Source organism: Huintestinicola sp. (assembly GCF_051882455.1).
Lineage (GTDB): Bacteria > Bacillota > Clostridia > Oscillospirales > Ruminococcaceae > Huintestinicola.
Window position 1 is genome coordinate 29,852 of the sequence record NZ_JBJERV010000095.1, and the last position, 21,847, is coordinate 51,698.

Consider the following 21,847-nt stretch of genomic DNA (forward strand, 5'->3'; position numbering starts at 1 on the left):
GCCTCACGCCTCCCTTTGTATCATAAAATAACTCTGCCCATATCTATTATCATAACGCCGCATAAGAACAGCAGCGACAGGCACAGCGCCGCATAATCCGAGCCGCCCGAAACCAGCGATTTAAGCTTAGTGCGTCCCTCTCCGCCGTTATAGCAGCGGCATTCCATTGCCAGCGCCAGCTCCTCTGCTCTTCTGAAGGAGGACACGAACAAGGGAATGATGATAGGCACCAGAGCCTTTGCGCGCTCAATAAGCGTTCCGCTGTCCATATCCGCGCCTCTTGCCTTCTGAGCGGACATTATCTTGTCCGTTTCCTCGATAAGGGTGGGGATAAATCTCAGAGCGATGGTCATCATCATTGCAAGCTCATGAACGGGGAAATGGAGCTTTCCCAGGGGCTTGAGCATCTGCTCGATAGCGTCTGTAAGCACGATGGGCGACGTGGTGTAGGTAAGCAGCGATGAACCGCAGATAAGTGCGATAAGTCTTATTATCATATATCCGGAGGTAATAAGGCCGTTATCCGTTATGCGAATTTTCCATATCTGAAAGACCGTCACGCCGTCAATAAAGAAAATATTCAGCACCGATGTAAATATTATGATAGGCACGATGGGCTTCATACTTTTGAGAATAAGCTTCGGGGACAGCTTTGAAGCCGCAAAAGCTATAACAAAAAATAAAAACGCTAAACCCAGCGACAAAAAGCTGTCAGCGGAAAATATCATCACGATAAAGACCGCCGTTATCACTATTTTAAAACGCGCGTCAAGTTTGTGAACAGCAGAGTCCATAGGAAAATACTGTCCGATGGTGATATCTTTAAGCATTTTCAAGTCCTCCTCTGCCGTGAGCCTCAAGGTATTCGTTTATGGTCTTGAGCGCAAATTCGACCGTATAAACGTCCCCTCTTATGTCAATGCCCTTCTTGCGCAGGAGCCCGAATATCTTTGTTATCTGAGGAACGGAAAGCCCCACGGAAGCTATCTCCTCCGCCCTTGCAAATACCGCAGGGGGCGTATCGTAGCACAGCACCTCGCCCTTGTTCATAACAAGAATTTTGCTTGCAAACCGTGCAACGTCCTCCATACTGTGTGAGACAAGCATGACCGTGGATCTGGTTTCGGCATGATAGCGCTTTATCTGCCCGAGTATGGTCTCTCTGCCTCTGGGGTCAAGACCTGCCGTAGGCTCGTCAAGTATAAGCACCTTGGGACGCATTGCCATAACGCCTGCAATGGCGACGCGCCTCTTCTGACCGCCCGAAAGCTCAAAGGGAGATTTTTTCAGAAGCTCGGGGCTTATCCCCACAAGCTCCGCAGTCTCTCTCACGCGCCTGTCTATCTCCTTTTCGTCAAGCCCCATATTCTTGGGACCGAAAGCAATGTCCTTGTAGACCGTGTCCTCGAATATCTGATATTCGGGGTACTGAAAGACCAGCCCCACCTTAAAACGGATATCCCGAAGCTTCACGTCCTTGCTCCAGATATCCGTTCCGTCAATAAGCACCCTGCCCGAGGTAGGCTTGATGAGACCGTTGAAATGCTGGATAAGGGTAGACTTGCCCGAGCCTGTGTGCCCGATAACGCCCACAAGCTCGCCCTCCTCGATCTCAAGGTCAACATTATTCACCGCAGTCTTTTCAAAGGGCGTCCCCTGACTGTAGGTGTAGGTGAGTTTTTCAGCTTTGATTATAGACATTTTAATTACCATTCCTTTTTTGAGAGTTTTGTGGTTTCCGCAGGAAATCTTTGGTGGGACCAAAGAAACAAAACTCGGTGTGAAAATCAAAGATTTTCACACATTCCTCCGAATTTAAAATACATTTCCGAAAAACGGATAATGTTTTCTTGTCCGATAAATTATTTGCCCTTCATCTGAGAAAGAGCATAAAGATCAGTGAACATAAACAGCGATAATACCGAATACAATATTGCTTTTTTCTTGCTGATGGTTCCCTCTCTGCACAAAGCAATGGCAGAACTTATTCCCCCGTATGCGGCAATGCAGTAAAGAACTCCGAAAAGAGCTGAAAATATTATCAGAAGATTTATGAGCGGAAGACAGGTCGCCGCAAAGCTGATGCCGACAATTGCTATAAACAAGGGAACAAAGACTATCACAATAACAAAGCCTATGCAAAAGGCAAACAGTGATAATAACAAAACAATTGCCGTACTGTAAGCAAATGTACCGATAAGATAAACACATACAAATGCTGCAAGTACAAGGGCAATGACCGCAGCAGGTATAGCTATTGCTGCAGAGGTCATACCCAGCTTCAGATGGTCATCGGAATAACCTTTTTTTCTGCTGTGACGCATAAACCGCACCGCCCCGATGACAGAAACCATAAGCTCGGGAACAGCGATAAGAAGGCACAGAAACATATACAGCATTTTTCCGCCCGAGCCGTCACCCAATTCAAGATCGGGCTTAACGCCGAACATAACAGCCGATGAAATTCCTGCCGCAAGAGCATGAAGGACGGGAAAAGCAAGGTATATCCGACCTGTGCCGATATAATCTCTGTTCAGCTTTCCGCTGCAGTCGGCAATGAAATATCCCACGGCACCGACAGTAATGATGAGCGAAATAATTACCGCAGCCAACTAAGTACACCTCCTTACTCGGTTTTAAGCGATCTGTAAGCAATTATTGCCAGAGCGATAAGAGCAATGATATTGACCGCAGGTATCAGCATAAGGAAGAGATACACCACACATTTGAGAAGCGAGAATACACCCTTGCCGAGAAGCGAAACCAGCATCCATACCCCCGCAATGATGCAGACAGCCGCCGCAATGCACATAAACAGCAGTATGCCTACTCCCGAAAAGAGCGAGAAAACAGTAATGCCCGCAACAATAAGAAGAGCAATAAGAGAAATAAGCGTTAAGATCATCATATAAATAATCCCCTTTCAGAATATCAGCCTTTGGCTGTAGTATTATAATACCGCATATTCCTTAAATCTGCGCTGAAAAAGGATTAGAATATGATTAAAACTTAATTTCCCAGAAGAAGCCTTTCAAGATAAACGGCGCATTCTTCCTCGCTGATTATATGAGTGTCAGCGTCCTTTCTGCCGTTTTTGCGAAGCAGATACATAAGCTGAGTGGACTGAGGAACATCAAGCCCCACCTCTCTGAGCTTTTCCACGTGGGAGAACACCTCTGACGGCGTATCATCGAGAATGACCTTTCCGCCGTCCATGACAACCACTCTGTCCGCCTGCGCCGCCTCGTCCATATAATGGGTGATAAGCACAATTGTAACGCCGTTTTCACGGTTAAGGCGCTTTACAGTCTTCATTACCTCCCGTCGCCCGGCAGGGTCGAGCATTGCAGTCGGCTCGTCAAGAACGATGCAGTCGGGCTTCATAGCGATTATTCCCGCAATAGCCACCCTCTGCTTCTGACCGCCGGAGAGCTGTGAAGGAGAATGCTCCCTGTACTCGTACATTCCCACAGCCTTCAGCGCCTCGTCAACTCTCACGCGCATTTCATCGGGCTCAACGCCCATATTTTCAAGAGCGAAAGCCACGTCCTCCTCGACCACCGAAGCCACTATCTGATTATCGGGGTTCTGAAATACCATTCCGATGTGCTTTCTGATATCAAAAAGCCTGCTTTCATCGGCAGTGTCAAAGCCTGCCGCAGTTACTTTTCCTCCGCAGGGCAGAAGTATAGCATTGGTGTGCTTTGCAAAAGTTGATTTTCCGCAGCCGTTGTGACCGAGAATAACGGTAAAGCTGCCCTTCTCGATACTAAGGTCCAGATCCTCGAAAACAAGTACCTTATTATCCTCCTGCCCGTTATCCTGCTCCTCCTCTGAAGGCTCGGAGTAATAGAACATCAGATTTTTTGCAGAGATTATATTATCCATATGAGCCTCCGTTTATTTCCCGGCAACAAATATTGCCGTAGAGCCGCAGGGCAGGGCGTATTTTCCCGTTTCCACAGGGAGACCAATATCGTCCGCCGAAACGGTGCCCCTATATTTCTCGCCCACGGTCTCACCGATAATATAAGCCATTACCGAGGGAGAAAGCCCCGTGGTATAGCTGTTTAGGAGAAAGAAAAGAGGGTCGTCACTGAGAACGCCTGTGCAGAGCTTTACAAGGTCGTAAATGCAGTCCTCAAGCTTCCATACCTCCTGATTTGGTCCTCTGCCATAGGAGGGCGGGTCCATTATCACAGCGTCATACTTCCTGCCGCGCTTTATCTCACGGGCAACGAATTTCTCGCAGTCGTCCACTATCCAGCGCACAGGTCTGTCCGAAAGTCCCGATGAAGCGGCATTGTCCCTTGCCCACTGGACCATTCCCTTTGAAGCGTCCACATGGCATACCGAAGCGCCCGCCGCTGCACAGGCAAGGGTCGCTCCTCCCGTATAGGCAAAGAGATTAAGAACGTTTACCTCCCTGCCCTCACTTATCCTTTTTCTGATAAGCTCGGAAGTAAACTCCCAGTTAACAGCCTGCTCGGGGAAAAGCCCCGTATGCTTGAAGCCTGTGGGACGGATATTGAAAACAAGCTTCTCCCCTATTCCCATCTCATAGGAGATCTGCCAGCTCTCGGGCAGCTTCTTTGCAAAGCTCCACTGACCGCCGCCCTTGTCCGAGCGGTAATAATGACCGTCCGCCTTATCCCAGACGGGGGACTTTTTTTCGGTTTTCCATATGACCTGGGGGTCGGGGCGTACAAGGGAATATCTGCCCCAATATTCAAGCTTTTCCGAACAGGAACAGTCGATAAGCCTGTAATCTGTCCATCTGTCAGCAATTCTCATTAAAACATGATCCTTTCATAAACTTATACTATAGCAAGACACAGAAATAGACTGACAAAAGGAGGCGAGTGAAAAGCTTGAAGAGTTAGGAACGAACCCGCAGGCAGGCTTGCCGCCTGTCAAGGGTGAGTGACGACACTATTCAAGCTTTGAACCGCCGAACTTGGCAGGATATTTTTGTGGATTGCTATAATAACCAAATGTTCTATGGATAAAGACGGTGGATAGAATACGACAAATCAAGGAAAACGACCGCAGGCATATGTCAAGCGAAGCTTGACACCGGCAAGGGAGTTTGACGCAGAGTTGGCGTATTATAGCCGCTGTATTTTGTCCATAGGTTAATTGGTTATTAGTATTAATGTACGGGGCAGAGCCTTTTCACAGCTTCGGCTATCTCCAGAGCCATACTGTTTACAGCGTCGAACCGCCTGCCCTCAACGCTTACTCGGATAACAGGCTCGGTCGGATTTTCCCTTACGATTATCCTGCCAAAGTCTCCAAGCTCTCTCTCCTTTTTCTCGATAAGCTCCTCAAGCTCGGGTATATTTTTCCATACCTCACGCCACCTGTCGGAGATCTTGACATTTATTGCCACCTGAGGATATCTCTCCATTACCGAGCAGAGCTGTCCGAGAGTTTTTCCCGAGCGCTTCACCGCCGATAACAGCAGCACAGCGGTAAGCAGACCATCGCTTTCGGGGCTGATATCTCCGAAAAGGATATTTCCCGACTGCTCTCCGCCGAGAGAAAATCCCCCTGCAAGCATTTTTTCGGTTATGTATTTGCCGCCAGCCTTTGTTACAACTGGTCTTATCCCTGTTTCCTCGGCGAAAACGGAAAATCCCAGATTTGCCGAAGCGGAAACCACGGCAGAGTTGTTTGCAAGAACGCCTCTTTCCCGCATATCCTTTGCAAACACGGCAAGGAGCTTTTCTCCGTCTGCTGTAACGCCTTTCTCGTCGACGGCAAGACATTTTGCTCCAAAGCCGTCAAAGGCAAGCCCGAGGTCGCATTTTTTATTTCTCACAAATTCCGCAAGAGTTTCCATATGAGAAATTCCGCAGTCCTTGTTTATGTTATCGCCGTCGGGGTCGCAGTTTAAAAGATATACCTTTGCTCCGAGAGCGGAAAACAGCTTCTCTGCGGCAGCAAACACTGCTCCGTTTGCACAGTCGGCGGCAACGGTCATACCCGAAAGCTCCGAGCCGCAGTTTCTGAGGATATGACCGATGTATTCGGATATCACGTCATCTATCTCCGATATGCTGCCGAAGGCTTCCGTTTTTTCGCTGTGAGTGCAGAGCTTTTCATTTATCTTTTCGCTTATATCCTCGGATATTCTCCGCCCGTCCGAGCCGTAAATGCTGAAGCCGCAGTATCCTCTGCCTTTGTCGGGATCGCCGGTCATGATAAAGCCGTCAGCCCCGATTTTTTTTACAAGATAAGCCCCCGCAGGCTGAGGTATGACCCCAAGGCTTGTAACGTCCTTCCCGGCAGACAGGATACCTGCCGTCAGAGCCGCTTCATACGCCCGGGACGAACGCCTTGTATCCCTTCCCACAAGGAGCCTGCCGCCGTTTTTCCCGCAGAGAACATCTGCGGCAGCTCTTCCGAGCCTTAATGCAGCTTCGCAGGAAATATCCCCTGACAATGCGAAGAAATCCCCCTCGGGACCTAATGATATGCTCATAATATTTTGCAGTCTCCTTGAAATTATTCAAACATTGAGGTCTGTCCCTCGGGAACGTTATAGCCCATATGCTTGTATGCAAGAGCGGTGGCGCATCTGCCTCTGGGGGTGCGCGAAATGAACCCCAGCTGCATAAGATACGGCTCGCATACGTCCTCAAGCGTAACAGACTCCTCGCCTATTGCCGAAGCCAGGGTCTCAAGCCCCGCAGGGCCTCCTCCGTAGCCCTTGATAAGCATATTGAGAAAGCGCTTGTCAAGGCTGTCAAGTCCCAGAGAGTCTATCTCCATACGGTCAAGAGCTATCGCGGCGATCTCACCGTTTATCCTTCCCTGTCCGATGACCTCGGCAAAGTCGCGGACGCGCTTTAAGAGCCTGTTGGCAATTCGTGGAGTTCCGCGGGAGCGCTTTGCTATCTCCGCCGCTCCGTCATTGTCGCAGGCAATGCCAAGTATTACGGCGCTTCGCATGATAATATCCGAAAGCTGCTCGTTGGAATACAGCTCAAGGCGCTGTATGATGCCAAATCTGTCTCTCAGGGGAGCTGTAAGCTGACCTGCCCTTGTGGTGGCGCCAACGAGGGTAAAGCGGTGAAGATCAACCTTGAGAGACCTTGCGGAGGGACCCTTCCCCACAACGATATCCAAGGCAAAATCCTCCATAGCGGGATAAAGTATCTCCTCGATGGCACGGGAAAGTCTGTGTATCTCGTCGATAAACAGCACATCTCCCTCGGAAAGATTTGTAAGCAGCGCCGCCAGATCTCCGGGCTTTTCGATAGCGGGACCCGAGGTAGTTCGTATATTTACGCCCATTTCGTGGGCGATTATGGTTGAAAGAGTGGTCTTTCCAAGTCCCGGAGGACCATAGAGCAGAACATGGTCAAGAGACTCGTTTCTCTGCCTTGCAGCCTTGATGTAGACAGCAAGATTTTCCTTGACCTTGTCCTGACCGATGTATTCGTTCAGGGTCTTGGGTCTAAGGGAATAATCTATATCATCATCTGAGGGCATAGCCTCGGGCGAGACCATGCGCTCCTCAAGATCAAGCTCCATATCGCTTTGTTCCAGCAAGCTAAAGTCATTCCTTTCAGTTAACTATCATATCCTTACCGTCAAAGGATACAGGTGCAATATTTTCAGTAAAAGGCCGTTTCCACCTTGATGTCTGCTTTGTTGGGATTATGCACAGGGGCAGGCACATTTCGTCGGAGGTGATACCGCCCGAGCCTGCCTTGTCGGGAGAGCGGTGCTTCTGATTTAACGCTCTGAAGGTCAGAGACTTGTCACCCATTGCAAAGGCAACGTAATCACCGAGGAAATCGTATATCCTCTTATTGTTCTTGCCCACGCCGAAAAGCTCTCGTCTGAGAATGTCGCTTCGGCTCATAAGATGGAAATCCTCGGAGAGATCTCTTGCAAAAAGCTTTTCAAAATCGGTGCGGCAGTCGGATTTTACATAAAAATTCACAGCCCGTCCGCCGAATACAGGGGGCATAAGCAGGCAGTCGCACAGCTCATACTTGAGATTGAGCATAATTTCCGAGGAAATATCCGTCATTCCGTATGCCGATGTAACGATAAGCAGGGTGTCGGTCATACTTTTTGACAGACCGTTCACCGTATCGTTTATATCCCTGATAATGCCCTTGACCTCGTCGCTTTCGCAGCCGGATTTTGCCGCAGCGTCACGGGGAGCGTTCCACTGAACATAGGTGAAGGTATTCTGGTCGGTCTCGGCAATTTTTTTGATAAGCTCGAACATTCGCTTGGGATTGTCGGCTGTTTTATGATAGCTTTTGTTTTCGGCTATCTTCACTCCGGGCATTGCAATGGAGAAGGGCTGTACCGAGCCGATTATGGAGCCTGCTATCTCCCCGAAGATGTTTTCAAAGGGGAGGATAAAATCGGCGGCATTTGCTACCGAAACGGGCTGAGACGAATAGGGGTCAAGGTTTGAGGAAAGCTCAGCCGTGCGGCAGAACTCCTTGAAAAACATAGTCTGCCCCAGCCTGCAGTGCTCATTGGGATAAAGCCCCGAGATACAGCTGACCTCCGCCGCCGCAGGGTATGATGGGCATACCGCTGTAAGCTGCTCGGACATCTTTTTTATAAGGATATCCGAGGGCTTTAAGGACGCTCTGAGCATATTCTCCCCCGCTCCGCAAAGCACTATCAGCACAACGTTCTTGTACATTCTGTTAAGCTCGTTGTCCAGCTTTTCGATAGACGGAACATTTGAGGGTATACGGTAAAACTTCTTAACGGACGATATTACATTGACCGGGCATTTTTTATAATTCGGAAAAACAAGCACAAAAACCAGTCCTTATTTAAATTTTGCCAGTCCTTTGAGAGCAAGACGGATAAGCTCCTCGGGAGAAAGAGACGGGTCAAGCTTTGAAACAGCACTCTCCGCCTCCGCCTGGGTGTATCCCAGCACAAGAAGTGCGTCCACAGCTTCGGAAGCGGCTCCGCCCGATATGAATGCCTTGTTTACAGGTCCCGAAGGTATGGTCTGAGTAAAATTCATCTGCTCCTTGGATATCTTGTCTTTAAGCTCGAGCACGATACGCTGAGCCATTTTAGGTCCAATTCCCTTGACCTTTGTAAGCTGCTTGAAGTCTCCCGTTGCAACAGCAAGGGCGAAATTATTCGGGTCGATATCTGACAGAATGGAAAGAGCAGCCTTGGGGCCTACTCCCGAAACGCCCAGCAGCATTTTAAAGCAGCCAAGCTCCCTTTTGTCGTAAAAGCCGAAAAGCTCCGTGCCGTCCTCCCTCACCTGTAAATAGGTGTAGAGAATGACCTCGTCGCCGATATTTCCGAGAGAAGCAAGAGTGTTGTAGGTGGTGCGGCAGCCGTAGCCCACGCCTGCACATTCCACAACAGCAAGTCCCGCTTCCTTTATAATTAGCGTTCCTCTCACGCTGTATATCATAAGTTACATTCCTTTCCTTATCCGATGCTTATGGCAGATGATGAGTGTCCGTGACAAATTGCAAGAGCAAGTGCGTCGGCGGTGTCATCGGGCTTCGGCACTCTTGCGAGACCGAGGATGCTCCTTGTCATCTCCATAACCTGCTTTTTCTCCGCTCTGCCATAGCCTACAACGGACTGCTTCACCTGCAAAGGCGTATATTCATAGATCGGTATACCGCTTTCTGCCGCCGCAAGAACGATAACTCCCCTTGCCTGAGCCACATCGATGCCTGTTTTCTGATTGGTGTTGAAAAAAAGCTTTTCAATGCTCATAGCGTCGGGCTTGTACTTGCTTATCACAGTTTTCATATCGTTGTAAATATCCAGCAGTCTCAGAGGGAAATCTGCCCCTGCTTCGGTGGTGATAGCTCCATAGCCCTTGGGCTTGAAGGTGTAGCCGTCATAATCCAGAATACCATAGCCTACAATGGCATAGCCCGGGTCTATTCCGAGAATTATCAAATAAGCACGCTCCTTGATAGCTTTTTCATAGTTATCTTTTATTATAGCACAAATCTTTCCTCTATGCAACCCCTTTGAGGGATATTCGGATAATTTTTTCCGAAGCAAAAATCAGCAAAAGGATACCGCAGAGATACGATATCCTTTCAAGGCTTATGTATTATTGTATCTTTTAAGGAACTGCTTTGTACGCTCGTTTTCCGATTTTTCAAAGACCTCTTCGGGGGTGCCGTTTTCGATGATAACACCCTTGTCCATGAAGATGACCCTGTCGGAGACCTCCTTTGCAAAAGCCATTTCGTGGGTAACTATGACCATTGTCATCTGCTCCTCGGCAAGGCTTCGGATAACTTTAAGTATCTCCCCGGTAAGCTCGGGGTCGAGAGCTGAGGTCGGCTCGTCAAAAAACAGCATTTCGGGACTGAGCGCAAGTGCCCTCGCAATGGAAACTCTCTGCTGCTGACCGCCGGAAAGATTGCAGGGATATTCATTTGCCTTTGAGGAAAGCCCCATTTTTCCAAGAAGCTCCATAGCCTTCTCCTCGGCAGCCTTTTTGTCCATTCCCAGAACGCAAACGGGAGCTTCTGTAATGTTTCTGAGCACCGAAAAATGAGGGAACAGGTTAAAATTCTGAAACACAAGCCCTATTTTGAGACGGACATTTCTCAGCGTCTTTGCGTCGGCGTAAACAGCCTTGCCGTCCTCTCCGCAAGTTATCATAGGCGTACCGCATATGGAAATAGAGCCGCCGTCCGCCTTTTCAAGCTGATTGACAATTCTGAGCAGAGTGGATTTTCCGCTTCCCGATGGACCGATTATGGACACAGCCTGTCCCTTTTCCACCGAGAAGGAAATGTCTTTGAGCACCTCCACCTTGCCGAAGCTTTTTGAGATATTTTTTATTTCAAGCATTGACATAACAAATATCCTTTCCCGTTACCTGTAGTAATTGAGCTTTTTCTCGATCAAGGAGAAAAGGAATGTGAGCACCGTTGCAAGGACGAAATAGAAAACGCCTGCAATGATAAGCGGAACAAGGGAGCTGTAAACCTGCATCTGCTGACGAGCCTTGAGAGTTATCTCCGCATAGGCGACCACATTTGCAATAGAAGTGTCCTTTACAAGGGTAATGACCTCATTTGAAGAGGCGGGAACTATCCTTTTTACCACCTGTGGCAGTATTATTCTGAAAAAGGTCTGGGATCTTGTAAATCCCAGCGCCGCAGCAGCCTCATACTGTCCCTTGGGAATGGACTCGATGCCCCCTCGGAATATCTCGGCAAAATACGCCGCATAGTTGAGCGAGAACGCCGCCAGCACGGCATAGAACATATAATTTTCGCTTCGTATGTCTATCCCCGCAAGTATGGAGGCGATGGGACCGGGCAGTCCCTCCGCAAGCTTTAAGTAAGGGATTATGTAATAAACCGCAATTACCTGAAGCATAAGAGGAGTTCCTCTCATTATCAGGATATAGACATTTGTAAGCCAGGATATAGGCTTAAATCGGCACATTTTCAGCACAGCGGCTATCATACCGAGGGGAATGGAGAAAAGCAGAGTGAAGCCGAAAACCTTCAGCGTCGGAACAAGATAATTGAGCAATATACCTGTGACATTTAAAATATCCTCGGTGGTCATTTTATAATCAATCCTTTCGGGACAAAAGCAATATCTATTTTATTATATCAGATTTTTCCTCACAATGCAACATTTTTGCAAAGGAAAATTTTTAGGGGCAACAAATTCTGATTGACTTTTTTGTAGAAATATGCTAAAATAAAATGGTACATTTTTATCTGAAAGGCGGAAGTTATCTTGAAGCTTATTACTTTTTTATACAATTCACAGGAAATAGTCGGAGCTATCACCCCCGACGGACAGAAAGCAGTTCCCTGCTCGGAGCTTGGAGCCGATTATCCCGATATGGAGACCCTTGCTTCTCATATCAGCGATGAGGAGCTTTTCGGTATGAAAGAAAAGCTTGCAGGCTTTAACGGCGGTATCCCTTTGTCCGAGGTTAAGATCCTTGCTCCCGTTCCCCGTCCTTCGCGGGATATAATCTGTCTCGGGGTCAATTTCAAGGACCACGCAGAGGAAAGCGTGGGTGTTATGGGTGCAGAATACGGCGGAGAAAGAAAATATCCCATTTACTTTGCAAAGCACGTTAACGAAGCCGTTCCCTGCGGCGATCATATCAACGGTCATTTTGACATTGTCACCGAGCTTGACTACGAGGCTGAGATGGCGTTTATCGTCAGAAAGGACGCTGTGAACGTCAAAGCGGAAAATGCGGGAGAATACGTGTTCGGCTACACCATAATGAACGATGTCAGCGCACGGTGCATACAAATGAGACACAAGCAGTGGTTCAGAGGAAAAAGCTTTGACGGCTTTGCTCCTATGGGTCCCTGCCTTGTTACCGCCGACGAGTTTGAGTTTCCTCCAGAGCTTGATATTTCCTGCAAGGTCAATGGCGAACTGAGACAGAAGAGCAACACTGCCCTTTATATCCACAATATCCCCTATGCCCTTGAGGAGCTTTCAATCGGAATGGTCATAAAGGCAGGCACCATAATCTCAATGGGAACGCCCGGCGGTGTGGGAATGGGCTTCAAACCGCCTAAGTATCTCAAAAGCGGCGATGTTATCGAGTGCGAGGTACAGGGTATCGGAAAGCTTATTAACGAGGTAAAATAATGGGAAATATCTCTTGACAAATCGGTCAGAATATGTTTCAATTATAATGTAAAACTATATTTGCTTAAATATCGGAGAAAATATATGGAGCTTATTTTAGATGTTGTTCTTGACGCAGTTATCGACTCGGTGAAGACCCTACCCTTTCTTTATGCGGCGTTTCTGCTGATGGAATTTATCGAACATCACGCAGCAGGCAAGCTGTCCCTGGCTCTTGAAAAGGCGGGACATTCAAGGCTGGGCGGCGCAGCGGCAGGAGCGGCGCTGGGCTGTATTCCCCAGTGCGGATTTTCAGCTGCCGCGTCAAACCTTTACGCAAGCCGTATAATCGGCGCAGGCACACTTATGGCGGTGTATATCTCCACCTCTGACGAGGCAATACCCGTTCTGCTTGCCCACCCCGACCAAATCGGCTCCCTCTGGAAGCTTATCGCAGCAAAGCTTGTGATTGCTGTTATCGGCGGCGTGCTGTTCTCGTTTATCGGGAAATTTATGCTTTCAAAGGACGATGAGGCGGATTTTGAAGAGATGTGCAGCGGCTGCGGCTGTGAGAACCACAGCATTTGGTTTTCCGCCTTCAAGCATACTCTTTCCATATTTCTTTTTATCCTTATCGTAAATCTTGTCCTGGGGCTTGTGATCGGCTTTGCAGGTGAAGAAAACGTTTCGGCATTTCTTAATAATATGGGCGTATGGCAGCCCTTTGCCGCAGCTCTTGTGGGAATGATACCCAACTGCGCAGCGTCTGTTATCATCACCGAGCTGTATGCAAACGGCAGCATTCCCTTCGGCACCGCTGTGGGGGGGCTCTGCACAGGCGCAGGAATGGGTCTCGCCGTTTTGTTCAGAGCAAATAAAAAACTGAAGGACAACCTTATTTTTGTCCTGTATCTCTATATCATAGGCGTTGTCAGCGGCATACTGATAAACGCTGCATTTTAGGAGTGACTTTACTTTGAGCTTCAAGGAGCTTTTGAAAAAAGAGACCGTTGCCATTATTTCGGCAACAGCTGCTCTTATATCATGTATGTTCGTACCAGTTACGGATTATGTTAAATATATCGATGCCGACCTTATCGGGATATTATTCTGCCTGATGGCTGTTGTGGGAGGACTTTCGGAAAACAACGTTTTCAGAAAGCTTTCCGTAAGCGTTATCCGCACTGCCAAGAACACAAGGCTTCTGGCGGCTTCCCTGGTATTTACGGTCTTTTTCATTTCAATGCTCATTACTAACGATGTTGCACTGATAGCGTTTGTTCCCTTTACCGTAATGCTGTATGAAAAAATAGGCCGTTCTCCCGTTTATGTGATAGTACTTGAGACCATTGCAGCAAATATGGGCGGAGCGTTCACACCCTTCGGAAATCCCCAGAACCTGCTGCTGTTTTCAGTCTCGGGAATGAAAGCCTCGGAGTTTTTCTCCATAACCCTGCCCATTACTGTGATAAGCTTCGCTATGCTTGCGGTCTCGGTCATGTTAATCGGGAAAGAGGATATTTCCATTGCGCAGGGAGACGAAAATATCACGCTGCAGCGTCCGAGATATATCGCACTGTACGCGATCCTTTTCGTTCTCTGCATACTGTCGGTTTTTGAGGTAATAAATATTATCTATGTGCTGGCATCAGTGTGCGTTGTGGTGGCGATACTCCAGCCCAGCGTCTTTGCAAAGGTGGATTACGGTCTGCTTGTAACATTTTCCTGCTTTTTCATCTTTGTGGGAAATCTGAAAAATATTCCCGAGGTATCAAAATTCATCATCACCGTTCTGAACGGCCATGAATATGAATGTTCCCTTGCTCTTAGCCAGATAATCTCAAATGTTCCTGCCGCTGTGATGCTTTCGGGCTTTACGGATAATTACAAGGCACTTATCCTCGGAGCGGATATTGGCGGTCTGGGAACTCTTATCGCTTCTCTCGCAAGTCTTATCACCTATAAAAGCTATATCAATTCCGAGGGCGCTCAGACAAAGAAATTTCTCGGAGTTTTTACCATAATGAACGTTATTTTCCTTGCGGTACTCGGTATCTTCGCAAAGCTGTTTATCCTGTAGGATAACCATAAATTACATTTGAAAAAAATTCGGCGCAGGTATATAATATACTTGTATCCTATAAGTAGTTTAGGAGTCTGCCTATGAAAAAGTATAAACAGATAATATCATTCTCCGCCGCCCTTTCTCTTATCTGCGGACTGACAGGCGGAGCATTTGCGGATAATGAGATGTTTGTGGAAATAATCCCCGAAACGGGCAGCGTGAACGTTACTGTCGATACCGGCAGGGAGATAAGAAAGATAAGCCCCTACATTTACGGTATCAATGACATCGGAGATATCCGCAGCATTTCCCCTACCGTTATCAAGCAGACAGGGATATCCCTTTCCACTTATAACTGGGAGACAAATTATTCCAATTCGGGTATTCTCGGAATGAATACCAACGACATATCTCTGGTAGACGATTATCCTTCCTCCAAATGGGACACTCCTGCTCTATATGCGGAAAAGCTCGCTGCAAAAAGCAGGTCGTATGAAATTCCCGTAAAGCTCATAACCCTTCCCATGATGGGTTATGTTGCCGCCGATTCAATGGGTATCGTTTCGGACGACGATTTTTCCAAGAGCACAAGATGGCATAAGGTGAAATTCAACAAGAACGATACATACCTCAATAACCCCGATACCGATGACGATACGGTGTATGTTGACGAATATGTAAGCTTTCTTGTCAACCGCTTCGGCTCCTCTGCCGAGGGTGGGATAAACGGATATTTTTTAGACAGCGAGCCTGATAAATGGTCGGAAAATTTCCCTGTGCTCCACGAACCGCCTCTTACCTTTTCAGAGCTTGTGGACAGATCTGCAGAGCTTGCAAACGCAGTCAAAGCCATTGACAGCAATGCCTTTGTTTTCGGACCTTCTCTCAGCGGTCTAAAAGGCTGTATCGACCTGGGCAACAGCTCGGGGCGGGCGGTAACCGACCCTCAGAACGAGTATTCCTGGTTCATCGATTACTATCTCAGCGAAATGCGTGCAAGAAGCGCTGAAAAGGGCTATCGTCTCCTTGATGTGCTGGACGTTCACTATTACACCGAAGCACAGACTCCCCTGGGCGTTGATATCCTCACGGGGACAGATGATATATCCAATGCTTTCAGAATGCAGTCGGTAAGAACGCTGTGGGACCCCGATTATACCGAGACCTCCCCCACTGTAATGATGTACAAGCAGTTTACCCCTATCATTCCTACGCTCCAGGCTTCTATCCGTATGAATTATCCCAAAACCAGGCTGTCCTTTTCGGAATATGACTTCGGCGGCGGCGATAATATCAGCGGAGCTATTGCCGAGATAGACGCACTGGGCACATTTGCTTCACAGGAGGTATATCTTGCCTGCCTGTCACCTCAGTCGGATAGTTATCCTTTTCAGAAAGCGGCTATGAATTTGTTTACCGATTATGACGGCAAGGGAAGCGGCTTCGGCACCTCTCTTGTTTATTCGGACAACGAAAATGATAATATGAGCTCCGTTTATGCCGCTCTGGACGACAATGACCCCGAATTGCTGAGGGTGATCCTCACAAACAAGCAGATGGTAAACGAAAAGGATCTCCGTATTGAGATAATATCGGACGAATACACCTATGAACTGGAGAGCGCAGCTGCCATAGATAAGGAAACTGCCGATATCTATCAGCCCGATACCGAGATGTTTGAGTGCGCCGATAATATAATTTCCTTTTCTGCCGATACAACAAGCGCTTATATGCTTATACTGAGAGGCACTGTTCCCGAAGCTGAAACAGAAGAGACCGACAGCGTATGGGTCACAGACCCTTCCGAGACCGAAACGGATATTACGGACATCACATCGGAAAGCGATATCTCCGAGATATCCGAAAGCTCAGAGGAAGCTGTCAGCGTTACCGAAAGCTCAGAGTATGAATATATTGACCCTTCCGATGAAACGGTTCCCGATCTTATTGAGACCGAAATTACCGTGGTCACATCTGAGGAAGACGTGACATCGGAGACTGCGGTGACCTCAGATGAAAGCGCTTCGGAAGAAACGTCCTCCGAAACATCGGGAAAAAGCGATGATGATGAGAAGGACCCGAAGGTTCCCCTGCCGCTGAAAATAATCATCGGTATGATGTGTCTTACTGTGGTTGGCGGAATGGGTTATGTGCTGTTTTTTGATAAGAAATAATTATAACCGGCTGCTGTTCGTGATGAACGGCAGCCGGTTCTGCATTAGTATTATGTATCAGAGACTTGAGATATGCTCAAAGACCTTATCTGTGCTCCAGAAGAACATATTGTGCTTAAATCGGTCCTCCTTGAGCCCTGTGCGTTCAAACAGATCCATTACAGGGGGCTGAACGCAGGAGAAATATACCATTCTTCCCTGGGAAATAAGCCTCTCGCAGTATTCGTGGAGTGCTTCAATTCCCGAGATATCCGCAACGGTAACTCCTCGCATGGAGAAGATGATGTTGTAGCTGTCACCCAGAGAAGAGACCTTGTCCTCAAGCTTGGAGCAGGTGCCGAAGTAAAGGGGTCCTGTGATGTAAACAACACTTGTGTATTTCAGCTTTTCGGGGTCTACGTTATCCATATCAAGCTTGTCGGGGTCCACGTCCGCAACAGTTACCTGCATATCCGATACCTTTACAACGAACATGATAAGTGAGAATACCACACCGATGAGAATAGCCTTGGTAAGGTCGAAAACAACGGTTGCAGCCATTGTGATAAGGAACTGGAAAATAGCGGTTTTAAGCTTCTTTCCGAAAATGGACTTAATGGTGCTCCACTCATTCATTCTCCAGGCGGTGACGATAAGAACGCCTGCAAGGGCGGAAAGGGGGATATTGGACATAACATCGCCTAAAACGAACATGGAAAGGAGCAGCACAACAGCGTGTACAACAGAGGTAAATCTGGTTTCGCCGCCGCTCTTAATGGCAACGCTGGTTCGTGCGATAGCCGCTGTGGAAGGCACTCCGCCGAAGAAGGGCAGGAGGATATTGCCTATTCCCTGAGCCACAAGCTCTACATCTGCATTAAGCTTTTCATTTTTCATTCTGCCCGCAGAAGCACCGCAAAGCAGGGATTCGATAAGTCCCAGCGCAGCTATGGAAACAGCAGGAACGATAAGAGCGCCCACATTGCTCATATCAAACTCGGAAAGTGAAAGACGGTCATCAAGGAAAATGGTCTTGGGGATAGCACCGACTGTATTAACATCAAACTTGCAGATAAGATTTACCGCAGTTGCTATTATGATAGCCGCCAGCGAGCCCGGGCAGTACTGACCAAGCTTTTTGGGGTAAATGAACATAAATACGATAACGCACAGACCGATGATAAGCGAGGTGTAATTTACGGTCTGAGAAGTGGTGAAATAGCTTGCGATCTTGGCAAGATTTGTAAGTCCCGAGGATCTCATACCTGTAAGATTGTCTATCTGACCCAGAGCGATAATAATAGCGATACCGCTTGTAAAGCCGGTTATAACGGGCGAAGGAAGATAGGAAACAAGCCCGCCCAGCTTGAATATGCCGCACAGCAGCAGGAGTATGCCTGCCATAAGGCTTGCAACGAAAACGCCCTGCATTCCGTACTGAGCCACAAGAGATACAAGGATTGCCGTCATTGCTCCCGTTGGTCCGCTTATCTGATAGGAAGCGCCCGAAAGCACGCCGATGATAAGACCCGATATGATAGCGGTAACCAATCCCGATGCCGCTGTTGCTCCCGAGCTTACTCCGAATGCCAGAGCAAGAGGCAGTGCCACCGCTGCAACGGTAATTCCCGCAAGAACGTCCTTACCGAACTTTTTTCCGTTATACCCCGAAAATTCCCTTTTCAGGATCTTTACATAATCCGCAATTAACATTTTAAACCTCCAAAAATCCCACAAAAATATTCGGCGGCAGCTGATAATCAGCACCGCCGAACAAACCGTTAATTATGATATCACAATTGCCGAATAATGTCAATATCTAACATATCCAAATTGTACAATTTTGTCATTGAATTTATGTTTATTCTGACTATTATTCGATTGCCTTCATTGAAGATGCCATATCTATTTTCTTGAGCTTGAAATACAGCAGAAGGTTTACAAACACAGTGAACACCGCCATTGACGCAGCTGCCAGAACATAGCAGAACCAAGGTATGTCACGGGAGAACATCACCTCGTCCACCTCTGCGGTGACAATTACAAAGTGCTCGAAGAAAATGCCCACAAAAAGTCCCAGGATTATTCCGATAATGGTCGAAACGGTATTTTCCCTGTAAACATAGGCTCCCACTTCCCCGTCAAAGAAGCCAAGCACCTTGATGGTAGCAAGCTCCCTGACACGCTCGTTGATGTTGATATTTGCAAGGTTGTAGAGTATTACCACCGCAAGTGCGCCTGCAAATATTACAATTACCGCAACGATAAGGTCAAGGCTTGAGATAAGCTTTCTGAACTTGTCCGTTCCGTTGACGGTAAATGCAGCGGAGATGACTGCGTCGCAGGAAATAAGCTCGGAGGATATCTCGTCCTGATCTGCATTTTCTGAGGTGTTCAGAAGTATGGTATTTACGGTTCCTTCACCGAAAAGCTCATTGTATGTCGCAGAGGTCATATAAACAAAGTGATACGTGTAATTTTCCGCAATGGCTGCCACCTTGACAGGCTTTTCGGAGCCTTCGATAAACACTGTATCTCCCGTTTTAACATTCAGAAGAATTGAAAGCTTCTCGGTAAGGATAACAGAGCCGTCTTCAAGTGTAAGAGGAGACTTGTACGAGCGGTCCTTCAGGACGATATATCCGCCCAGCTCCTCTGTTTTTTCGGGGACGAGGAGTGAAGCTTCAACGCTGTTGTTATCGTCTCCGTAAATGTCCTTTACGGTCATTATGGCTTTCATAGATGATGTAACAGCTTCATTTTCGGATATCACTCTGTCTGCCTCGGCAAGCTCTTCATCGGAAGCTTTGTCGCTGAGTATCACAGTTGCGTCATACAGGAATATCTCATCATACTGCTTGTCGGCAATGCAGGAAATGGACTGCTTCAGTGCAAATCCTGTAAGAAGCAGAGCTGTGCTGCCGCTGATACCGATAAGCGTCATGAAAAATCTGCTCTTGTAGCGGAAAAGATTTCTGAATGTTACCTTGGAAGTGAATTTAAGTCTCTTCCAGATAAATCCTATCTTTTCAAGAAATATCCTTTTGCCGCCTTTCGGGGGCTTGGGACGGATAAGCGCGGCAGGAACGGAGGTCAGCTCCACATAAGAGGTATATACCGCCGAAAGTCCCGTGCAGAGCAGTGATACGCCGCAGCAGCCCAGCGCAAACAGCGGCATAAAGGGCGCTTCAAAAATCGGGAAATTATACATAGTGCGGTAGCACTTGAAAATAATGGTGGGAAGCAGCGGAAAACCGATGACCGTTCCGATAACGCTTCCTATAATGCTGGCAAAGGAAGCATAAAGCACGTACTGGGAAATAATGGCGCCGGAACCGAAGCCCAGGGCTTTCATAGTTCCCGTTTCCGTTCTCTGCTCCTCGACCATTCGGGACATTGTAGTGCAACAGACAAGAGCCGCTATCAGTATAAAGAACAGCGGGAAAACGGCTGCAATGGAATCTATCCTTTCGGCATCATCGCCGTAGGTAAGACAGTCGGGGCTCCATTCTCCCCTGTTCCATACATACCATTTTTTATCCTCGAGCATTTCATCAAGGTCATTCTCGGCGTCGGATATCTCCTTGTTTGCATCATCTATCTGTGTCTGAGCGTCACTCAGCTCCTTCTGAGCGTCATCAAGGTCGTGCTTGGCATCGGCAAGCTCCTTTTCAAAGTCGGCAAGAGCTGTTTCGGCTTCCTCAAACTGTTTTCCAGATTCCTCAAGTGCCTTTCTCTGATTGTCTATCTCCGTAAGTGCGGCGGAGGCAGCGGCTTTGACCTGCTCATTAGCACCTGTTATGGCAGCTCCGGCTGCCGCCTTTGAGTTGGGGTCACGCTCGGGGTCGGTGATTATATATACTGCAAGAAGGTCGGAAATGGACGCTTCAACATCGTTATCGTCATAAATGCGCTGAATGTCCTTGAGAACGCTCAGAAGCTCCTCGGGAAGCACCTTCATATAAACGTCCTTGTGGCTTTTCAGGATATTGTCAACTCTCGGACAGGTATCGTAAAGCTCCTGTATCTTCGCCTGATTTTCATCAAGCAGCTTCAGACCGTCATTGTATTCTGCCATAGCAGAGTCCAGGTCTTCGCGCTGGGCTTTCAGCTCGTCATAAGCGCTGTTATAATCCCTGAGCCCCTTCTGATACTCCGTATTTCCGTCAGCAAGCTTCTTTTCTCCGTCGGCAAGCTTTTCCCTTGCCTCGGCAAGGGATTCATCGGCTTCGGCACGGATATCCTCTTCACGCTGTGCCAGAAACGAGTCAGCGAGGGTCTCCGCAAGGTATTCTCCCTCTTCAACGATATCCTCGTATTCATCAGAAAAAGGCGCTACACCCTTTTGGTGAGCCTTGCCTACCGAAAGATAGATATCGGTATATGCGTCAAGGGCAAAATCCTCCTCGGGAATGTACATAAACGCACTTATATTTCCCGTTCCCACCGTTGTGCTGCCTCGCTCGAAATTAACGTAAAGAGGCGACTGGGCAAGTCCAACGATAGTAAACTCGGTCTGAGAAAGATAATCGGAGGTTTCGTCATTATTCTCGGCGCTGAGGGTTATCTTGTCCCCCACCTTAAAGGAAAGCTTGTCCCTGGGAGCGGAGTCGGCAACACATTCTCCCGGCTTTTCGGGAAGTCGTCCCTCGGTGAGGTAAAGCTTGTTCAGAGGATAGTCCTCGGAATAGGACATGACCTTTACGACCGCATTTCCCTGTTCGCTTTCGGTAAACAGGTCTGCCGAATATCCTGCATAGCCCGAGGTAAATTCCTCGTTTTCAAGAAGCTTTTCGCAGTCTCCCTCGTTAAATCCGAGAGTGGATTTCAGCTGGATATCCGCAAGCGCCTGTTCCTCGTAATATTTCCAGGCGGAATTTTTCATATCGGGACAGGCAGCCTTTACTCCCGAGTAGAATGCACAGCTGAGCGCAATTATTGCTGCAATGGCGGCAAAACGCCCCGGGGCTTTTTTTACGCTTCTCAGCGTATTCTGCAATAACATATTCTTCATAAGCCG

19 protein-coding genes are annotated in these 21,847 nt (G+C 47.9%); 4 read left to right on the forward strand and 15 right to left on the reverse strand.

Annotated features, from left to right (window positions below):
* Positions 1 to 20 precede the first annotated feature (20 nt).
* The 13 genes from ACI4J0_RS11680 to ACI4J0_RS11740 form a co-directional block, all read right to left on the reverse strand.
* On the reverse strand, positions 21 to 830 hold the full coding sequence (locus ACI4J0_RS11680; protein ID WP_439765990.1) for an energy-coupling factor transporter transmembrane component T family protein: 810 nt from the start codon (positions 828 to 830) through the stop codon (positions 21 to 23).
* The gene (locus tag ACI4J0_RS11685) at positions 823 to 1,701 is read right to left on the reverse strand and encodes an energy-coupling factor transporter ATPase (protein ID WP_439765991.1); all 879 of its coding nucleotides are present in this window, start codon (positions 1,699 to 1,701) and stop codon (positions 823 to 825) included. The genes ACI4J0_RS11680 and ACI4J0_RS11685 overlap by 8 nt, the downstream gene beginning before the upstream one ends.
* A 161-nt stretch (positions 1,702 to 1,862) precedes the next feature.
* Complete coding sequence (locus ACI4J0_RS11690) at positions 1,863 to 2,612, reverse strand: hypothetical protein (RefSeq protein ID WP_439765992.1); 750 nt, start codon at positions 2,610 to 2,612, stop codon at positions 1,863 to 1,865.
* Between the two features lie 14 nt (positions 2,613 to 2,626).
* Positions 2,627 to 2,908 (reverse strand): hypothetical protein, encoded by a 282-nt coding sequence (locus tag ACI4J0_RS11695; protein WP_439765993.1) that lies wholly within the window; start codon positions 2,906 to 2,908, stop codon positions 2,627 to 2,629.
* A gap of 101 nt (positions 2,909 to 3,009) precedes the next feature.
* Positions 3,010 to 3,888, reverse strand: coding sequence for an energy-coupling factor transporter ATPase (locus tag ACI4J0_RS11700; RefSeq protein ID WP_439765994.1), 879 nt, complete (start codon positions 3,886 to 3,888; stop codon positions 3,010 to 3,012).
* Between the two features lie 12 nt (positions 3,889 to 3,900).
* Entirely contained in the window at positions 3,901 to 4,794 is an 894-nt protein-coding gene (locus ACI4J0_RS11705) for a class I SAM-dependent methyltransferase (protein ID WP_439765995.1), read from the reverse strand.
* A 358-nt stretch (positions 4,795 to 5,152) separates the two neighbouring features.
* Complete coding sequence (locus ACI4J0_RS11710; RefSeq protein WP_439765996.1) at positions 5,153 to 6,487, reverse strand: phosphoglucosamine mutase; 1,335 nt, start codon at positions 6,485 to 6,487, stop codon at positions 5,153 to 5,155.
* 23 nt (positions 6,488 to 6,510) lie between these two features.
* The gene (gene ruvB, locus ACI4J0_RS11715) at positions 6,511 to 7,542 is read right to left on the reverse strand and encodes a Holliday junction branch migration DNA helicase RuvB (RefSeq protein WP_439766097.1); all 1,032 of its coding nucleotides are present in this window, start codon (positions 7,540 to 7,542) and stop codon (positions 6,511 to 6,513) included.
* Between the two features lie 34 nt (positions 7,543 to 7,576).
* Positions 7,577 to 8,803, reverse strand: coding sequence for an alkaline phosphatase family protein (locus ACI4J0_RS11720; RefSeq protein ID WP_439765997.1), 1,227 nt, complete (start codon positions 8,801 to 8,803; stop codon positions 7,577 to 7,579).
* A 12-nt stretch (positions 8,804 to 8,815) separates the two neighbouring features.
* Positions 8,816 to 9,427, reverse strand: coding sequence for a Holliday junction branch migration protein RuvA (gene ruvA / locus ACI4J0_RS11725; protein ID WP_439765998.1), 612 nt, complete (start codon positions 9,425 to 9,427; stop codon positions 8,816 to 8,818).
* A gap of 17 nt (positions 9,428 to 9,444) precedes the next feature.
* Entirely contained in the window at positions 9,445 to 9,930 is a 486-nt protein-coding gene (gene ruvC, locus ACI4J0_RS11730) for a crossover junction endodeoxyribonuclease RuvC (RefSeq protein WP_439765999.1), read from the reverse strand.
* Between the two features lie 153 nt (positions 9,931 to 10,083).
* The gene (locus ACI4J0_RS11735) at positions 10,084 to 10,848 is read right to left on the reverse strand and encodes an amino acid ABC transporter ATP-binding protein (protein WP_439766000.1); all 765 of its coding nucleotides are present in this window, start codon (positions 10,846 to 10,848) and stop codon (positions 10,084 to 10,086) included.
* An 18-nt stretch (positions 10,849 to 10,866) separates the two neighbouring features.
* Positions 10,867 to 11,571, reverse strand: coding sequence for an amino acid ABC transporter permease (locus ACI4J0_RS11740; protein WP_439766001.1), 705 nt, complete (start codon positions 11,569 to 11,571; stop codon positions 10,867 to 10,869).
* A 177-nt stretch (positions 11,572 to 11,748) separates the two neighbouring features.
* On the opposite strand from ACI4J0_RS11740, the gene ACI4J0_RS11745 reads away from it, so the two are divergent.
* The 4 genes from ACI4J0_RS11745 to ACI4J0_RS11760 all read left to right on the forward strand — a co-directional run bounded on the left by ACI4J0_RS11745 (position 11,749) and on the right by ACI4J0_RS11760 (position 16,848).
* Entirely contained in the window at positions 11,749 to 12,630 is an 882-nt protein-coding gene (locus ACI4J0_RS11745) for a fumarylacetoacetate hydrolase family protein (protein WP_439766002.1), read from the forward strand.
* Between the two features lie 84 nt (positions 12,631 to 12,714).
* The gene (locus tag ACI4J0_RS11750) at positions 12,715 to 13,572 is read left to right on the forward strand and encodes a putative manganese transporter (RefSeq protein ID WP_439766003.1); all 858 of its coding nucleotides are present in this window, start codon (positions 12,715 to 12,717) and stop codon (positions 13,570 to 13,572) included.
* 13 nt (positions 13,573 to 13,585) lie between these two features.
* Positions 13,586 to 14,689, forward strand: coding sequence for an SLC13 family permease (locus ACI4J0_RS11755; RefSeq protein WP_439766004.1), 1,104 nt, complete (start codon positions 13,586 to 13,588; stop codon positions 14,687 to 14,689).
* An 83-nt stretch (positions 14,690 to 14,772) separates the two neighbouring features.
* On the forward strand, positions 14,773 to 16,848 hold the full coding sequence (locus ACI4J0_RS11760) for a glycoside hydrolase family 44 protein (RefSeq protein ID WP_439766005.1): 2,076 nt from the start codon (positions 14,773 to 14,775) through the stop codon (positions 16,846 to 16,848).
* Between the two features lie 57 nt (positions 16,849 to 16,905).
* Here ACI4J0_RS11760 and ACI4J0_RS11765 read toward each other — a convergent pair whose 3' ends face one another.
* Complete coding sequence (locus ACI4J0_RS11765) at positions 16,906 to 18,540, reverse strand: SulP family inorganic anion transporter (protein ID WP_439766006.1); 1,635 nt, start codon at positions 18,538 to 18,540, stop codon at positions 16,906 to 16,908.
* Positions 18,541 to 18,700: 160 nt separating this feature from the next.
* A complete protein-coding gene (locus ACI4J0_RS11770; RefSeq protein ID WP_439766007.1) occupies positions 18,701 to 21,841 on the reverse strand; it encodes an FtsX-like permease family protein in 3,141 nt (1,046 codons plus the stop codon).
* Positions 21,842 to 21,847: the final 6 nt, after the last annotated feature.